At 67.8% G+C, this 15,316-nt stretch carries 13 protein-coding genes and 4 pseudogenes; 10 read left to right on the top strand and 7 right to left on the bottom strand.

What is annotated here, in order from left to right; genetic code table 11:
- Positions 1-75: 75 nt before the first annotated feature.
- The 5 genes and pseudogenes from ACZ4S3_RS37855 to ACZ4S3_RS37875 all read left to right on the top strand — a co-directional run bounded on the left by ACZ4S3_RS37855 (position 76) and on the right by ACZ4S3_RS37875 (position 3,833).
- On the top strand, positions 76-1,386 hold the full coding sequence (locus tag ACZ4S3_RS37855; protein ID WP_467943073.1) for an MFS transporter: 1,311 nt from the start codon (positions 76-78) through the stop codon (positions 1,384-1,386).
- A gap of 37 nt (positions 1,387-1,423) precedes the next feature.
- A complete protein-coding gene (locus ACZ4S3_RS37860) occupies positions 1,424-1,903 on the top strand; it encodes a hypothetical protein (RefSeq protein ID WP_467943075.1) in 480 nt (159 codons plus the stop codon).
- Positions 1,904-2,082: 179 nt separating this feature from the next.
- Positions 2,083-2,421, top strand: a complete 339-nt coding sequence (locus ACZ4S3_RS37865) for a GmrSD restriction endonuclease domain-containing protein (protein WP_467943126.1) — start codon at positions 2,083-2,085, stop codon at positions 2,419-2,421.
- 455 nt (positions 2,422-2,876) lie between these two features.
- A pseudogene (locus ACZ4S3_RS37870) lies at positions 2,877-3,500 on the top strand (class I SAM-dependent methyltransferase); the annotation flags it as partial.
- A 45-nt stretch (positions 3,501-3,545) separates the two neighbouring features.
- Positions 3,546-3,833: a hypothetical protein gene (locus ACZ4S3_RS37875; RefSeq protein WP_467943077.1), complete on the top strand. Its 288-nt coding sequence runs from the start codon at positions 3,546-3,548 to the stop codon at positions 3,831-3,833.
- 502 nt (positions 3,834-4,335) lie between these two features.
- Here the strand turns inward: ACZ4S3_RS37875 and ACZ4S3_RS37880 are convergent.
- From ACZ4S3_RS37880 to ACZ4S3_RS37895, 4 genes are all read right to left on the bottom strand, one after another.
- Positions 4,336-4,806 carry a DIP1984 family protein gene (locus ACZ4S3_RS37880; RefSeq protein WP_467943127.1) on the bottom strand — a complete coding sequence of 157 codons (471 nt, stop codon included), beginning with the start codon at positions 4,804-4,806 and terminating at the stop codon, positions 4,336-4,338.
- Positions 4,807-5,320: 514 nt separating this feature from the next.
- On the bottom strand, positions 5,321-6,016 hold the full coding sequence (locus ACZ4S3_RS37885; RefSeq protein ID WP_467943079.1) for an alpha/beta hydrolase: 696 nt from the start codon (positions 6,014-6,016) through the stop codon (positions 5,321-5,323).
- Positions 6,017-6,486: 470 nt separating this feature from the next.
- Positions 6,487-7,320 carry an SDR family NAD(P)-dependent oxidoreductase gene (locus tag ACZ4S3_RS37890; RefSeq protein WP_467943080.1) on the bottom strand — a complete coding sequence of 278 codons (834 nt, stop codon included), beginning with the start codon at positions 7,318-7,320 and terminating at the stop codon, positions 6,487-6,489.
- Positions 7,317-7,889, bottom strand: coding sequence for a TetR/AcrR family transcriptional regulator (locus ACZ4S3_RS37895; protein WP_467943082.1), 573 nt, complete (start codon positions 7,887-7,889; stop codon positions 7,317-7,319). The genes ACZ4S3_RS37890 and ACZ4S3_RS37895 overlap by 4 nt, the downstream gene beginning before the upstream one ends.
- A gap of 114 nt (positions 7,890-8,003) precedes the next feature.
- Here ACZ4S3_RS37895 and ACZ4S3_RS37900 point away from each other — a divergent pair, with 114 nt between their 5' ends.
- Positions 8,004-8,525, top strand: coding sequence for an SDR family NAD(P)-dependent oxidoreductase (locus ACZ4S3_RS37900; protein WP_467943084.1), 522 nt, complete (start codon positions 8,004-8,006; stop codon positions 8,523-8,525).
- Positions 8,526-8,683: 158 nt separating this feature from the next.
- Positions 8,684-8,950, top strand: a complete 267-nt coding sequence (locus ACZ4S3_RS37905) for a hypothetical protein (RefSeq protein ID WP_467943086.1) — start codon at positions 8,684-8,686, stop codon at positions 8,948-8,950.
- A gap of 40 nt (positions 8,951-8,990) precedes the next feature.
- Here ACZ4S3_RS37905 and ACZ4S3_RS37910 read toward each other — a convergent pair whose 3' ends face one another.
- The 3 genes and pseudogenes from ACZ4S3_RS37910 to ACZ4S3_RS37920 all read right to left on the bottom strand — a co-directional run bounded on the left by ACZ4S3_RS37910 (position 8,991) and on the right by ACZ4S3_RS37920 (position 11,036).
- On the bottom strand, positions 8,991-9,821 hold the full coding sequence (locus ACZ4S3_RS37910; protein ID WP_467943088.1) for a M55 family metallopeptidase: 831 nt from the start codon (positions 9,819-9,821) through the stop codon (positions 8,991-8,993).
- 70 nt (positions 9,822-9,891) lie between these two features.
- Positions 9,892-10,215, bottom strand: a pseudogene (locus tag ACZ4S3_RS37915) (GNAT family N-acetyltransferase); the annotation flags it as partial.
- Positions 10,216-10,685: 470 nt separating this feature from the next.
- On the bottom strand, positions 10,686-11,036 hold the full coding sequence (locus tag ACZ4S3_RS37920; RefSeq protein ID WP_467943090.1) for a DUF4333 domain-containing protein: 351 nt from the start codon (positions 11,034-11,036) through the stop codon (positions 10,686-10,688).
- Between the two features lie 293 nt (positions 11,037-11,329).
- Here ACZ4S3_RS37920 and ACZ4S3_RS37925 point away from each other — a divergent pair.
- The 3 genes and pseudogenes from ACZ4S3_RS37925 to ACZ4S3_RS37935 form a co-directional block, all read left to right on the top strand.
- Positions 11,330-12,630 (top strand): annotated as a pseudogene (locus ACZ4S3_RS37925) (NF041680 family putative transposase); the annotation flags it as partial.
- A gap of 3 nt (positions 12,631-12,633) precedes the next feature.
- Positions 12,634-13,279 (top strand): annotated as a pseudogene (locus ACZ4S3_RS37930) (IS5 family transposase); the annotation flags it as partial.
- 543 nt (positions 13,280-13,822) lie between these two features.
- Positions 13,823-15,307, top strand: coding sequence for an NHL domain-containing protein (locus tag ACZ4S3_RS37935; protein ID WP_467943091.1), 1,485 nt, complete (start codon positions 13,823-13,825; stop codon positions 15,305-15,307).
- Positions 15,308-15,316 lie beyond the last annotated feature (9 nt).

Raw genomic sequence — 15,316 nt, forward strand, 5'->3', positions numbered from 1 at the left:
AGAGTACCAACATGTTCGGGGTCTCCGAACATCTGCTATGTTCGGCATCTCCGAACATGATTTGTGGAGGAACGGATGCCGCTCGATCGCCCGACCGCCGCGCACCGCAGTCGACCATCACGCCTCGGCCTCCGCGCCAAGCGTTCCGACCCGCCGCGCGTGGCCCCTGCCGAACCGTCTGCTGCAAAGGGGCGTTGGAAGTTCTGGGCTACGGCCTACGCGCTGCTGATCCTGTTGGCCGGCACGAACTTGCCGACGCCGCTATACAGGGGCTACGAGGTGAGGTTCGGGTTCTCGCCGCTGGTCGTCACGCTGATCTTCGCCGTGTACGTGGCCGTGCTGATCCCCTCCCTGCTGATGGCCGGCCCGCTGTCGGATGCAGTCGGCCGCCGCGGCGTGCTGCTGCCCGCGGTGGCACTGGCCGCACTGGGATCGCTCGTCTTCGCCCTGGCCTCGGGCACGGGGTGGCTGTTCGCCGCCCGCGCACTGCAGGGCCTCGCGCTCGGCGCGGCCTCGGGGCCATTGACCGCAGCGCTGACAGAGCTGGAGCCCACCGGCAACCGCCGCAAGGCAGCGCTGGTCTCGACCGTGGCTTCCGTGGGCGGACTCGGCCTTGGGCCCGTGCTGGCCGGGCTGCTTGCCCAGTACGCCCCGGCACCGGATGTTCTGCCGTTCGCGGTGGAGATCGTGCTACTGGTTCCGGCGGCTGCCGCCATCACGGCACTGCCGGCAGCATCTTCCAGGACCCGGTGGCGCCCCCGCCGCCCCAAGATTCCCGCCGTGATGCGGGCCACCTTTGCTGCCAGCGGGGCGGTGAGCTTCCTCGCGTTCGCTGTGGTCGGGCTCTTCCTCGCCCTCATCCCCACCTACGTCGCCACTCTTTCAGGCAGCAAGAACCTGCTTCTGGGCGGTGCAGCCGTGGCACTGATGCTGCTCTGCTCCGCACTCGCCCAACTTCTCGGCTACGGCAAGCGGGCCCGAACTCTGGAGCTTGTGGGCCTCCCTCTCCTGGCCACGGGACTAGTACTGCTGGCCCTCGCAGGCGGCCTGTCCTCGCCGGCACTGCTGCTCGTCGCGACGATGATCGGCGGCACCGGCCAGGGACTTGCATTCCTCGGCGGTCTCACCGCGGTCAACCAGACCGCCCCCACCGATCGCCACGCCGACGTCCTGTCCAGCTTCTACGTGATCGTCTACCTCGGCGTCGGCCTTCCGGTCATCGGCGTCGGCTTCCTCACCACCGTGGCCGGACTTCTTGTCTCCGTGCAGTACTTCGCCGTCGCCGTCGCCGTGCTCTGCGTGGTGATGCTGCTTGTCCTCACCCGAGCGCACCACCGCAACTCGGCCACCGCGTCAACGGCTCCCATCGATACCGCGGCCAACTGAAGCCACGCCGCGGACCCCTCTGTCCTTCGGGAGAACCATGGATGCCACCGAACTTCAGGCCGCCTACACCGAGCTGCTCACCGCAGCGGAAGCGATCAGAGACACCGCTGCCCTGACGGCGGACGCACAGTCAGTGGTCGACTGGACCCTGAGCCACCTCGCGCTCAGCGACCACATCCTCGTCACCGCAGCACGCGAGGTCCTCAAAGGACTGTCTTCCGTCACGATCGACAACCGCGCCGCCATGGACAGCGCCGCCATCGCCTCACTGGTCGCCTCCAGCACCCACGCCCGCCGTGTCGACCTGGTGCGCCGCTACGCAGTCGACCTCACCGCCGCCATCAAGGTGATCCCCGACCACGCCGCCGCCACACCCGTCCAGCTTCGCCTGGTCAGTCGCGACGGCCAACCGGTCCCCGACCAGCACATGCCCTGGGACGACCTGATCTGTCTCCGCGCAACCGAGCATCTCCCCGGACACTCCGCGCGGCTCAGAGCTCTCTCCTCCACCGAGTAGCCCTCTGGTCGTTCCCAGCCCACCCATGTCGGTGCCGTCGATCTGGAGGCGAGGGCCGCCGACCATGAGCCGAACCGTGCATAGTGATGTGATCTACGGTCGCCATACTGGGACTTCGCGCACCACACAACGGGAGCCAGAGCCCGTTCTCGTGAACAGAGTCACGAAATTGGCCCAGGCTGCGATCCACCTGGCCACGGAATACCGCAAGGTTGGAATGTTGCTCCCCGCCAACTGGGGCCTCCCAGTGGACTGCGGCCCGACGCCAGGCCTACGCCAACGACCTCGACGCCGAACGCTCCCTCGACGCCGTCACCGCGAAGACCAACCGCTCCAAAGCCGACCAGGACCCGTCCGAGTGGATGCCGCCGGCCGCCGAGGCCCGCTGCACCTACCTCGCCGACCGGGTCGCCACCAAACTCCGCTGGAACCTCACCGTCGACCACACCGAACGCAACGCCCTGCGCGACCTCGCCACCACCTGCCCCGACACCGCCCTCGAGTACGAGCCGGTGTAGCCACAGCCGTGGCTCCCGCATGCCTCGCCGGATAAGTCTCGACGCCGGCCTGTCGCGTCGCGTGGCCGCGCTGGTCACCCGATCGAATGCTATGGATCGCGATAGTGCGACTCACGGGGAAACCTGGTGCTCGCCCGACACCCCGGTCCAACGGAGGTCCCCATGCGTATCCGAACTGCACTCGCGGCCGTCGCCCTGGCGACTGCCGCACTCCTGGGCGGCGCAGGTGCCGCATCCGCCGATGATGACCCTACCGCCCTCGGAGTGAACCTCCTTTGCGGCACGGGGATCCTTGCTCATTGCTAGGACTGATTCGCAGCCACCCGCGCCCCTTGCCATGAGCTTGGCTAGCTAGGGGCGCGGGTGCAGGTTGGAGCCCACAGCGATCGTCCGCACGCTGATCCAGAAGAAGCGATCTGGTGACCCGAGTCGGAAGTTCTCTCGTAGATCCACGCGCGGCGCTTCGCGGCACAACTGCCGCTCGTAGCATCGACGCCAGCGCCGGGATGCTGGCGTTGGCCAGGCGGCGGCTCGGGGACGACGCGGCCCTGCACGTGGTCGACCTGAGCGACCGTCTGCCGTTCGCCGAGGGCGCGTTCGACGACGTGGTCGCGTCGCTGGTGCTGCACTACCTGGAGGACTGGGGGCCGACACTGGCCGAGTTGCGGCGCGTGCTCAGGCCCGGCGGCCGGCTGATCGCGTCGGTGGACCACCCCTTCGTGGCCTACACGATCCAGGATCCTCGGCCCGACTACTTCGCGACCACCAGCTATACCTTCGACTGGCCGTTCAACGGGCAGTCCGTCCCGATGAGGTTCTGGCGCAAGCCATTGCACGCGATGACCGATGCCTTTACCACTGCCGGCTTCCGTATTGCCGTCATCAGCGAGCCGCAGCCCGACCCGGCCGCCCGTGAACTGTTCCCCGGCGGCTTCCATGACCTTTCGACCAAAACCTGCTTCCTGTTCTTCGTCGTCGAGGTACCGCCTTCGGCCGTCGGCCACCGGCTCGGACGACTAGCCAGTCGCGGATTACGAGCGGGGCCAGGTCGGACGGCGCCTCCGCCGGAGGTCGGTTAGCCCCGGGTAGCGCCCTGCGGACAGAGCACCCGCACGGGGGTCCCGATGCGCCGGGCCGTGCTGACCGACATCCGCGCAGGCGTCTACTACCTGCGCAGTCCGGGCCTGGAGGAGTGGCCCGCCAAGGACCCAGACGCTCCGAGGGTGCGCGGCCGCGCGCATCACGTCCGACGGGCACTTCCGGTGAGCGGCGCGCACGCCTGCCGGCGGCCCGACCGCCCCGTCGCGCTGCACGCCATCCTCGGGATGGGAGCCCCGGCTGCGGTCCTCAGCGGCGCTGCGGACGCCCGCAGCGCCCCACCCCAAGCGCTCGGTGTCGGACACCGCGGGTGAGACCGTGATGGCCAGCCCCGAGGCCGGGGATGGCCTCCATCGGGCCCCACTCTGTCGACTTCGACGGGTGTTCGTTCTCACCGAAGCCAGTCGCGTCTCACTTGATCCAGTCGACGCGGATCGTCAGAGATGCAGGTTTGGCCGTAGCCGGCCGGCCCCCCGCAAAGGCTGACGCCATCATCCTGCCGTAACGCGGTCACTTGGCGGCCACCGCCGGAATCGCCAACGGTGTCCGCCAGAAGATGCCATCTCCTATGATCTGGCCTGCTGCGATGTGGAAACCCCGAACCCGCCCTCGCCGCCACGGATCTGCACGTGGTGATGTGCTGTGTGATGTGCACTTTTACCTGTACGCGGTGCTGAGCTGCACTGTTCATGGGGAGTCGAACCCCCGCGTTGCTCTTCACGCGCCAGGAGTGGGCCGGAAAACCGCCGGCCCTCGGTGTGTGCACGCCTCCGAAACGGCTACCTGCTCCACATCGTTATGCTCTGCTGCGACTGCTCAGTCCAGCAGATCGGCCTCCCAGTTCGTACGCTGGATCCGCACATCGATCTCGCGGATCTCCCGTGCGAGGAGATCTGCTTGACCGCGCAGTTCCGCGACCGGAAGCGCGGAGAGCACCATCAGCTCGGATCGAAGCTGGCGACCGTATCCCCGCTCGCCCGTACCCGCTGCCGCATCCGCCGCCGCGGTGACCACCGAGTGACGCAGCCGCAGCACATCCCGGCGTGCGAGCGCGTCGGTGAGTGTGCCGTCCTGGCCCATCTCCACTGCGGCATTGGTTCGGTTGATCCGCCGGATCAGCGTCTCAAGGGCATCCAGCACCTCACTGGCCTCGGCCAGCAACTGGGCTGCATCCTCGGCGGGCGTCTCACCCTCCTGATAACGCGCACTGCCAATGACGCGGGCTCGCAGCTGTTCTACACGACGCGTCGCCTCCGCACGTTCTGCGAGGGCCTCAGCAAGCTTCACTGTTTCCACTTCCCGTCCGTCGTGAGCCTCGCACAAGTATACGGACGTAGAACCGCTCAAACGCACCAGAGTTTTCGATCCGCCGGAGCCTGGACCGGGCACTCGGTGCACACTTCTGCAAGATGCACCCCAGCTGGTACAGCCACCCGGCACCCCCCCAGTGCGATCACCCGCACGACTGGGTTCACTGAGACAGAAGGCGAAACGACCAGGTTCGCTGAGAAGACGACTCGATTGGACGAGAGTGGTCAACGGGCCACACGGTTTCGTAAGAGCTGCCGGTAGCTTCCGGCGAAAAGACAACGCTGAGCGGTTGGCCTTGGAGGGCCGCGCGTCAGGGGGAGACGGCCCTTGAGGGGCAACGGCCGGAAATCTGGCGCCAAGCCGGTGTTCGCAGGTCAACGTCCTGCCCGTTGTAGGCCGGGTAGACCCTCGACAAAAGTTCTCCCTCGGCGCTCACGACGACCCCTGGTCCTCGAATCGCCGGCCCGGCCCGGCTCGTCCGCGGTTGCCGTCACAAGCTCAACAGCAGGTCCCGGACCGCGGCGGGCTGGGAGAGGAACGGGTGGTGGCCGGCGTCGAGTTCAACGGCGTGGCCGGCCCGGCGGGCGAACTCGCGCTGTAGGCGCGGCGGAGTGCCGCGGTCCTGGGCGCAGATGAGGTACGTCGAGGGCACCTGCTGCCATGCGGCCGCCCCGACCGGCTGCCCGGTCACCTGCACGCTCTGCCGGGCGAGGTGGTCCGCCGCCTGCGCCTGGATCTCGGGGTCGCAGTCCTGCAGGAATGTGTCCACGAGCAGCTCGGGGCGAACCCCGAAGGTGCCGACGTCGGGGTCGACGTCGAGGAACGGGGCGGGGCTGCCGTCCCCGAACTCCGACAGGCTCTGCCCGATCTCGGGCAGGTAGCTGGAGACCATCACCAAGTGGCGTACCGACCTGACACCCGCGGCGGCTTCCGCGGTAATGATGCCGCCGTAGCTGTGGGCGACCACAACGGTCGGCTCGTCGCTGTCCAGCAGCGCCTGCCGCACCGCCGCGACGTCCTCGGAAAACCCCGGACCGCCGGCGCCTCCGGGCAGGCCCGCCTCGCCGCAGCTCGGCAGCGCCGGGGCCACGCTCAGCACCCCTCGCTCCTGCAGCAGCTCGTCGGTGCGGTGCCACCACCACGACCCGTCCCGCACGCACGCCCCATGCACGAACACGACCCTCATCGCTACCTCCACGTCGACCTTGGACTTCGGCGGCACCATCGCCCCCTCACCACGCGGAGCACTCCGATGCTCCCACCGCGAGCCCTGAAGCGTTGTCAGAGCCCGCAGACATCACCCTCCAGCGAAACCGGGCGCTCTCCACGCTGAGCAACAACCGCTCTCAGATCCCACGTGCCGAGCCAGGCCACAGCCCCGCCGAGGGCCCGTCCCCTCATTCGGTTCACTCTCCGGGTGAAGGCCGTGGCCGGATCGTCATCGCCAAGTGGGCCGGTGCCGCTCGCAGGCGGTCAGGACGATTGGACGGACGGCGGCAACGGGCATACAGACGGGCCGATCACGAGAAGTGGATCACGACGGGCCGTAGTCTGCGGTCCTCGGTCCTTGGTCCTTGGTCCTTGGCCCTTGGTCCTTGGTCCTGCGGGCGTCGGGCAGGATGGCGGCCATGTCCACGACCTCTGCTTCAGCGGTACTCAACAAAGGAGGGTCTCGGCTTTGGTGAGTTCCAAGCTCGCCTGCCACAGGCGCAGTCGCGCCGCGCTGTCGTATGCCTGGGAGTGAGCGCGTGTGTCGCGGGTGCGGTCGTAGAAGCGTCCAGTGGTAGTGGCGAGTGCCGGATCGGTGACGAGCCGGCGGGTGGCAGTCACCCCTTGTTCCAGCGTGTCGATGTTGTATCCGATCTCGGTGAGGACGATCTTGGTCGGCATATAGGTGGCGGGGTGCAGGCTGTTGACCGTGACCTCGTCGGCGGGCAGGCGTGCGGCGAGTTCGAAGCCGGACATGATCTGGGCGAGCTTGCTCTGGCCGTAGGCTCGGACGCCGTCGTAGTCGCGCTCCAGCATGAGATTCTCGAAGTCGAGCTGGTGCTGGCCGATGGAGGCGACGTTGATGATGCGGGCCGGCGCTGACGCGCGCAGCAACGGCAGGAGTTCGAGGGTGAGCAGAAAGCCGGCGAGGTAGTTGACGGCGAAGCGCAGCTCGTGGCCGTCGGCGCTGGTGCGGCGGGTGCGGCCGTCCGGTTGCCCGCCGCCGATGCCGGCGTTGTTCACCAGGACGTCGAGTCGGTCCACTGATGCGCGAATATGAGCGGACATGCGGCGTACCTGGCCGAGGTCTGTGAGATCCGCGGTCACGGTCCGGGGCCTGGGTACGCCGCGGGCCGCGAACTGGTCTGCGATGCGGCCGAGTTTGGCCTGGTTGCGGCCGTGCAGGATCAGGTCGACGCCGTCGGCTGCCAGGCATTCGGCCAGGGCCAGGCCGAGGCCGTCGGTGGCGCCGGTGATGAGGATGGTGCGGGAAAGCGTCATTGCTGGTCTCCCAGGTCGATCGCTGTGTTGGTCGGGGGTTGTGCGGCCTGCGCGAGGGTGGCCGTGAGGTCCTCGACGAGGTCGTCGTCCATGGGCTGGCGCGTGGCCAGGAGGTGGTACCACAAGGTGCCGAACACGATGTCCAGGACGGTGGACCCAGCAGGACGGGGCGGCAGGTCGCCCCGCCTCCGGGCCCGATCGAGGACCACCTGGAGCGCATCGCGCCGACGCTGCAGAAACGAGCTGCGGAAGAGTTGGCCGAACTCCTCGTTGATCTGGGCCTCCGCCATCAGGACGCGCAGGATGTCGACGACGCGCTGCTGGCGGCCGAGCCGGAATGTGTCCTCCAGGAAGGCTCGCACGTCGTCGGCATAGGAGCCGTGGTCGACGTTCGTGATGTACAGATCGGCCTTCACTGCGAGCGCTTCGAGGAGAACGTGGGCCTTGGAGGGCCACCAGCGGTAGATCGTCTGTTTGCCGCATCCGGCGCGGTTGGCGATCCCTTCGATCGTCAGGCCCGCGTAGCCGACCTCGCCGACCAGTTCGAACGCCGCGACCAGGATCGCCATTCGGCTCTCCTCGCTTCGCTTGCGTCCAGGGCGTGACTCCGAAGGGGCGTGTTTGTCCATGACCGTGGAGGCTAGCTCAATTCGAGACGCAGCGGTTCGAAATTAGGAGATGTCATGTCCCAGCGGACTGCCCTCGTAGTCGGAGGAACGTCCGGCATCGGGCTCGCAACGGCCCGCCTGCTCCAGACACGTGGAGCCACGGTGCACATCGCCGGCCGCAGCAAGGAGCGCCTTGACGCCTTTGCCGTCACCGACGCAGGACTGGTCGGGCACCGGGCCGACGCCGGAAGCCCTGACGAGATGAGCGCCCTCGCCGAGGCGACCGGCCGCATCGTCTGGCTGGTCCTGGCGGCCGGCCGCATCGACTGGCTGGTCCTGGCGGCCGGTGCAAGCGAGGGACCGGGGCCGCTAGCCGATCTCGACCTGACGATGCTGCGACGCGCGTTCGAGGCCAAGTTCTGGCCGCACGTCACCACGATCCAGGCGGTCCTACCGCAACTCACACCGGACGGGTCGATCACCCTGCTCAGTGCCATCACCGCGCGGACCGGCATACCGGGAACCGTCGGCATCGCCGCCCTCAACGGCGCCGTCGAGACCCTGGTCAGGCCGCGGGCTTGCGATGCTGAGCAGTAGGAGTCCCTCCTCTGAGAGGAAAACCAGTGGTCCTCACACAGCGCCACTCCCCGCTGCGGACAGCACCCTTTTCCTGATCCGCCTGGAGTACCACGTTCGTACTCCACATCTGCGCCGCGATCACAGCAGCGCCGGCGAATGCGACGAGCAGGTAGGTCATGCGTCGAATACTCATGATCACCTACCCCGAAGAGCGCGAGAACGGTTACGCGCTGGCCGTCAACGCCCCGGTCCTTGCCCGTGCTTGCCGCATCCGACGCCAGTGCCGAGACCAGCACGCCGACGAGCAGAACACCGCCGTGACCTTCGCGGCTGGCATCAGCGGACTTCCGCACCCGCGACACAGCCGCGGCCCCGTGTCGCCGTCCGTGACCACGAACAACCCCAGCCGGGGCACCCCGTTCCTGGCCATGCGGCCACCGTAAGGCGAAGGCCCGATGTCCGCCCGGCCGTTGCGCGCGGCGGTCAGCAGTAGGGGGGTTGGTTGGTCAGGGACGCTGCCACCCGCATCCACACGCCGAACAGCCGATAAAGACTGGGCAGAGTGCCTTGTGCCTGGACGGTCCGGGCATCTGCCGAGGTGACGCCCGGGATTCCCAGGAGAGTCGAGGCAACTGAAGCCGACTGCCAGCGGACCGTGAGGGTGGAGGGGGCCGCCGCGACCTCTGACACCTTCGGCACTGTGGAGAGACTGACAGCGACCGCTTTCTCGATGGCCGCACGTGCTTCGTCCGCCGGTCGTAGATCTGCCGCGAATCGGTCCCGTGCATACTTCACGGCCACGGTCGTCACCGAGGCGTCCCATCCGGTCATCTCTGTGCAGGCACAGTCGTCACCGGTGAGGACCGCCACCGGAACCCCGATGGCGGCCGCGGTGGCGTGGGCCAGACCGATCTCACCTACAGGCCGGCCGTCCAGCCATATGTCTTCGATCTCGTGCCCCATGAAGCTGTGGCTCAGTACGCCGAGCGCACCGGCCCGTGAGTGGTAGCCGACGAAGACCGCGGCGTCGTGCTCGGGGGCGAGGCCTTCGAGCATGAGCATCTGTTTCGGCTTGCCGCGGATGAGGCGGGCCGCCGGATGCAGCGACTCGGGCAGGATGTTGCGCATCGGGCCGTGGGCGTCGTTGACGGTGATGTCGGTGGCACCGGCCGCGACGGCGCCGCGGATGGCGGCGTTGACGTCCTCGGCCATCATCAGCCGTCCACGCTCGTAGTCCCGGCCGCCGGGCTGGACATCGTCGGCATCCACCAGCCCGGTGACGCCCTCCATATCCACACTGATGTAGATCCGCACCGCGCAGTCTCCTCAAGCTTGATCGTTTGAGGAGACGCCCGCCGCTCTTGCTCTGGTTCCTTCACCGGCTGTAGCCGAGCCCGGCCTCCCCGGCCTCCCCGGCATCCGGACGGACGTGACCCGGATGCTCTGCGCCGCGCGGATCGAGCGTAATCATGCCGATCATCGCTCCGTCGAGATCGATCACGAAGAGGCCAGGGCGCCGCCCGGGCACCTCAGGCACCGCGCGCTCGAGCTCATCACGCGGTCGAGGGCCACCGATGTAGGTGCCCACCTCTGGCGATGCGAACAACTCGATGAACGCCGCACGGTCCCGGGCCTCGGACTCGCGGAGCACGAGCCGTTCGGTCCTTATCGGGACAGGTGGCCAGGCGACGGGTCCGAGTTCAGTCATGGCGGGCAAACTATCGCAGGCCCGTGAGAGTGATTTGAAAGAAGGCCTGAGCTTCCGACCTGAAACAAAGCGCCGTCCACTTGGTCATGCAAGGCTCAGACACGGCTTCTCATGACGGCCGAACGAAGCGGCATACCCGCCGACCTGAACGCGATCGAGGCCGCCCTCGGCCGCATGGTGTACCGCGCCGGACACCTTGAGGCGGTAGTTCGGTACACGGGCGGACGGCCGGCCGCCACGGACAAGCAGCGCGAAGCTCTCGACGGCGTGCCGGCGGGCGCACTCGTAAAGGAGGCTAAGCTTGTTCCTTATCTACCAAGACCTTCCGGTGCTCGCCGATGGCCTTGGGAGTTCGGGGCGTTTGACGGTCTTGCCCCTGGCCTGGGGCTATAAGCGGTCCACTACTGTCGCCAGCAGGGGCCGGGGCGGCCCCGATGCCACGGCTGTGGTCCCGCTCCCTCTGCCGTTCCTCAGCCCAGTGACAGGTCGCCCTGATCGTCCTTGATCTTCACCTTGACCCAGGCATGGCCGCTGCTGCTGCCGTCGCCGACGCCGTCGACGTTGCACTCGAACTCCCGGCCCGCCTCGACGGGGATGGAAGCGGGGCAGCTGACATCGTCGATGGTCGGGGGCTTGGCGAAGTCGGCGGATTTGACGTTGTTGAGCACGGCCCGCGCCAGCGCGTCCTGATCCAGGACGCGCTGCGGCTGCACGGCGGGACTCCCGGCCAGCAGCATGATGGTGAAAGTGAGCGCACAACAGGCGATCACGGCCAGGGAGAGCGCGATGACGGTACGGGCGAAGCTGCGTTGATCAGTCACGCGGACAGTCCTATCCGGTTGTCCGTGCTCATACAATCCCCTGTGGTGACGTGAAGTCGCCTCTCGGTCTCTGCGGAGTGCTCCCGCACCACTGCCTGCGCGGCCGGAGAGGAGCTTGTGCACCCCTGCAGGACGAGGAGTTGGGCGGCCCCGGTTCTTGTTAGTTATCTTCCGGCATCGAATGGTGTCTCGAACCGGGTCGCTCACCCGAGGGTTCGCCTGACGTGGGGGCGGCCTTCGTCTGGTCACGTGCTCCGACCAAGGTGCACGTGACCACGACGAAGGCCGTGAGGGTGAGTCTGCTGCCTGATGCTGTCCGGAGGGAGGCGTTCGCGGAAGCGTCACGCTTCCGGGGCGAGTTCTACGAGTGTCTGACCGCTCGGCGCGACGAGTTGTTCGAGCTGGTGGACGCGGTGCTGTGTGTGGACGGTGCGGTGAAGCCCCCGGTGGACTTGACGCTGCTGCCCGAGCATCGTCGTGGGCACGGAGCGATGTACGGCGGCTTGAACCACGGCCGGATCGACGTCGGCCGGCTGCGGATGGTGCTGGCCAAGCTGTCGCTGCCGCGGTTCGACGGCGGGCGCCTGGTCCTGGCGGTCGATGTGTCGCCGTGGCTTCGTTCGGACGCGCCGTGTTCGGCGGAGAGGCTGTTCTGCCACGTCTACGGCCGGGCGAAGACGGCGTCGCAGTTCATTCCAGGCTGGCCGTACTCTTTCGTGGCCGTGCTGGAGCCGGGTGCCACGTCCTGGACCGCGATCCTGGACGCGGTGCGGCTCGGCCCTGCGGACGACGCGACCGCGATCACCGCCGCCCAGCTCCGAGGAGTGATTGAGCGGGTCATCGCCGCGGGCCAGTGGCAGACCGGGGACCCGCATATCGTGATCGTCAGCGACGCGGGCTACGACGTCACCCGCCTGGCCTGGGTCCTGCGCGATCTGCCGGTCGAGCTGGTCGGGCGGGTCCGCTCCGACCGCGTCATGCGTCTGCCGAAACCACCGAGGATGCACGGCGTCAACGGCCGGCCGCCCAAGCACGGCCCGGAATTCCGCTTCACCAAGCCGGAAACCTGGCCCGAGCCCGCGATCACCACGGTCACGGACACGACCCACTACGGCAAGGCCGAGACCCAGGCGTGGGACCGGGTCCACCCAAGGCTCACTCACCGCTCCTCATGGCTCGACCACGATGGCGAACTTCCGGTGGTCGAAGGGACGTTGATGCGGTTGAAGGTCGAGCACCTGTCAAGGACCGGGATGCCCCGCTGGTGTGGTTATGGTCCTCCAAGACCGGCGCCACCCCGGACGACGTGGACCGTTTCTGGCAGGCATCTCTCCGCCGCTTCGATCTGGAGCACACCTTCCGCTTCGCGAAACAGACCCTGGGCTGGACCACTCCGAAACTTCGTACTCCCGAGGCGGCGGACCGTTGGACCTGGATCCTGATCGTCGCTCACACCCAGCTCCGGCTCGCCCGGAGGCTCGCCGCGGACCTCCGCCGGCCCTGGGAGAAACCCGCCACCTCCGACCACCTCACCCCGGCCCGGGTCCGCCGGGGGTTGAGGAACATCCGCGCGCACCTCGCCTGCCCGACCCGTGTTTTGCTGACGTTGTTGCAGGCCCGAGCTGATGTGGCCGGGTTGATCACATGGGAGGTGAACGTCGATTCCACGGTCTGCCGGGCCCACCAGCATGTGGCCGGCGCATGCCGGGATGGCGCCGCACAGAAGGAACCGCCTGGCGGGATCACCACCGAGCCGGACGATCACGGCCTGGGCAGGTCGCGGGGAGGGTTCACCACGAAGATCCATCGGGCCTGTGAGCAGGGCCAGAAGCCGTTGTCGCTGCTGGTCACCGCCGGACAGCGAGGTGACAGTCCACAGTTCGAGCCGGTCCTGAACGTCATACGGGTGCCCAGGAGCGGTGGCGGCCGGCCGAGGACCCGCCCGCTGCGGGTGCGGGGCGACAAGGCGTACTCTTCCCGCGCGAACCGCGCCTACCTGCGCAAACGCGGGATCAGATGCACGCTCCCGGAACCGGTCGACCAGATCTGCAACCGCAAGCATCGTGGCCGTGGGGGCGGCCGCCCACCCGCCTTCGACGCCCAGGACTACAAGGCCCGTCACGCCGTCGAGTGCGGGATCAGCCGCCTCAAGCAACATCGAGCAATCGCCACGCGCTATGACGAGCTCCGTGGTGCGTTTCGAGGCGGCCATCCATATTGCGGCGATCCACCAGTGGCTGTGAGCCCGAAGGTCGACGGCCGTACGCCGCCTACTACAAACGGATGGATGTCCAAGCGCGCTTCGCCCATGGTCGCCGTGACGCTGGCGCTGCGCGCCAACGGCTCTCCACGCGGCGTCAGTACTGCGGGTGGGTCGAACTCATGGGTCACCCGGCGCGCTTCGACGGGAGGCCCGTCAAAGATGCCCAGCGCCCTGGCCCACAGAAGGTCCCGCAGGAGGATGCTGCTGCCGTTCTCCTGGAGCAACCGTGGTTCTCAAGCGGCTTGCCATACCGGCGACGCTCAATGATGACGTGCCGTGGCGAGCCGTTGGCCGCTACCAACTCCCGGAGCGCGCCGATCTGATCCGAGGCGCCGCCGCGGCCGAGCAGTTTCACGTCCGGGCGTCGGCGGGGGGCGACTACCAATCCGGTTCGGTGTCTCGTCACCGTGCTCCACATCAATGACTCAGAAGTGACCTTGCCAACCCCAATGCTCTTGTGACTTTCTGGAGTCAACCGAAAACCGCTTGTAGTGGGCGGTCGGGGAACGGTGAAGGGATAACGATGAGCACTGCCCACGCGGCAGCCACAGGTGGCGAGCACTCCGCCCCTCCGATCAGCACAGTCGCGGGTACCGGGGTCGCGGGGTTCGCGGGGGACAACGGGCCTGCCGTTTCGGCTCAGTTGAACTGTCCGTACGGGATCGCGGTGGACAGCACCGGCACCCTCTACTTCTCCGACTACAACAACCACCGCGTTCGGAAGATCACCACTGACGGGAAGATCAGCACGGTCGCGGGGACCGGGGCCGCGGGATTCAAGGGGGACAACGGCCCTGCCGTCTCAGCCCAGCTGAACTACCCGCGTGAGGTAGTGGTGGACAGCGTAGGTGCCGTCTACTTCGCGGACTGCAATAACCATCGGGTCCGGAAGATCACGGCCGATGGGAAGATCAGTACGGTCGCCGGCACAGGCTCCGCGGGCTCCGGCGGTGACGGCGGCCCCGCCACCGCCGCCCAGTTGAACCTCCCGTTGGGGGTGGCGGTGGACAGCACCGGCGACCTCTACATTTCCGATCACAGCAACCGGGTCCGGAAGGTCACGACTGACGGGAAGATCAGCACGGTCGAGGGGACCGGGGCCACGCTGCGCCGCCCGCACTCAGTGGCGGTGGACGGCGCTGGTGACCTCTACATCGCCGATACCGACAACCATCGGGTCCAGAAAGTCACGGCCGATGGGACGATCAGTACGGTCGCCGGTAAGGGCACCGCGAGCTTCAGCGGTGACGGCGGCCCGGCAACCTCGGCCCAACTGCACACCCCAGTGGGGGTGGTGGTGGACAGCGCCGGCACCCTCTACATCTCCGAGTACGGCAACCACCGGGTTCGGAAGGTCGCGGCGGACGGGACGATCAGCACGGTCGTCGGCACGGGATCCGGGAATTTCGGCGGTGACGGCGGCCCGGCCGCTGCGGCCCAGCTGAAGAACCCGTTCGGGCTTGCTGTGGACTGCGTCGATACTCTCTACATCGCCGACTTCGCCAACCACCGGGTTCGGAAGGTCGCGTCGGAGAGGATGGCCGGGCTGCTCGATTCGGGCACGGTGGTCTCCTTGGTCAACGTCCGGAGCAGGTTGCGGATGGGGGTCCAGCGTGAGTCCACCAAGGACGGGGCCGAGATCCACCAGGCGCTTGCCGTCCCCAGGGATCACCAGCGGTGGCGGCTGGTCGCGGCGGGCCAGGACAATGGCGAAGTCCTGTACCGGATCGAGAACGTGCGCAGCGGCAAGGTCGTGGAGGTCGTCGGAGCGGGGGTGGCGGCCGGGGCGGTGGTCGCGCAGCGCGCCTACGAGGGTACTGACGCACGCCACCAGCAGTGGAGGCTGATCCGGGTGGGCTCCGTGGCCGACACCCCGCGGGTGTACGAGATCGCGAACCACAACAGCGATCTGCTCCTGCGAGTCGACACCAACGCCCCCACGGCGATCAAGCAGCACGGGGCGGAGGGGGACCACCGCGGCCGGCAGTGGCAGCTGCTCCCCGTGTGACATGCGAGT

This window comes from Streptomyces sp. NPDC028368 (genome assembly GCF_055565615.1).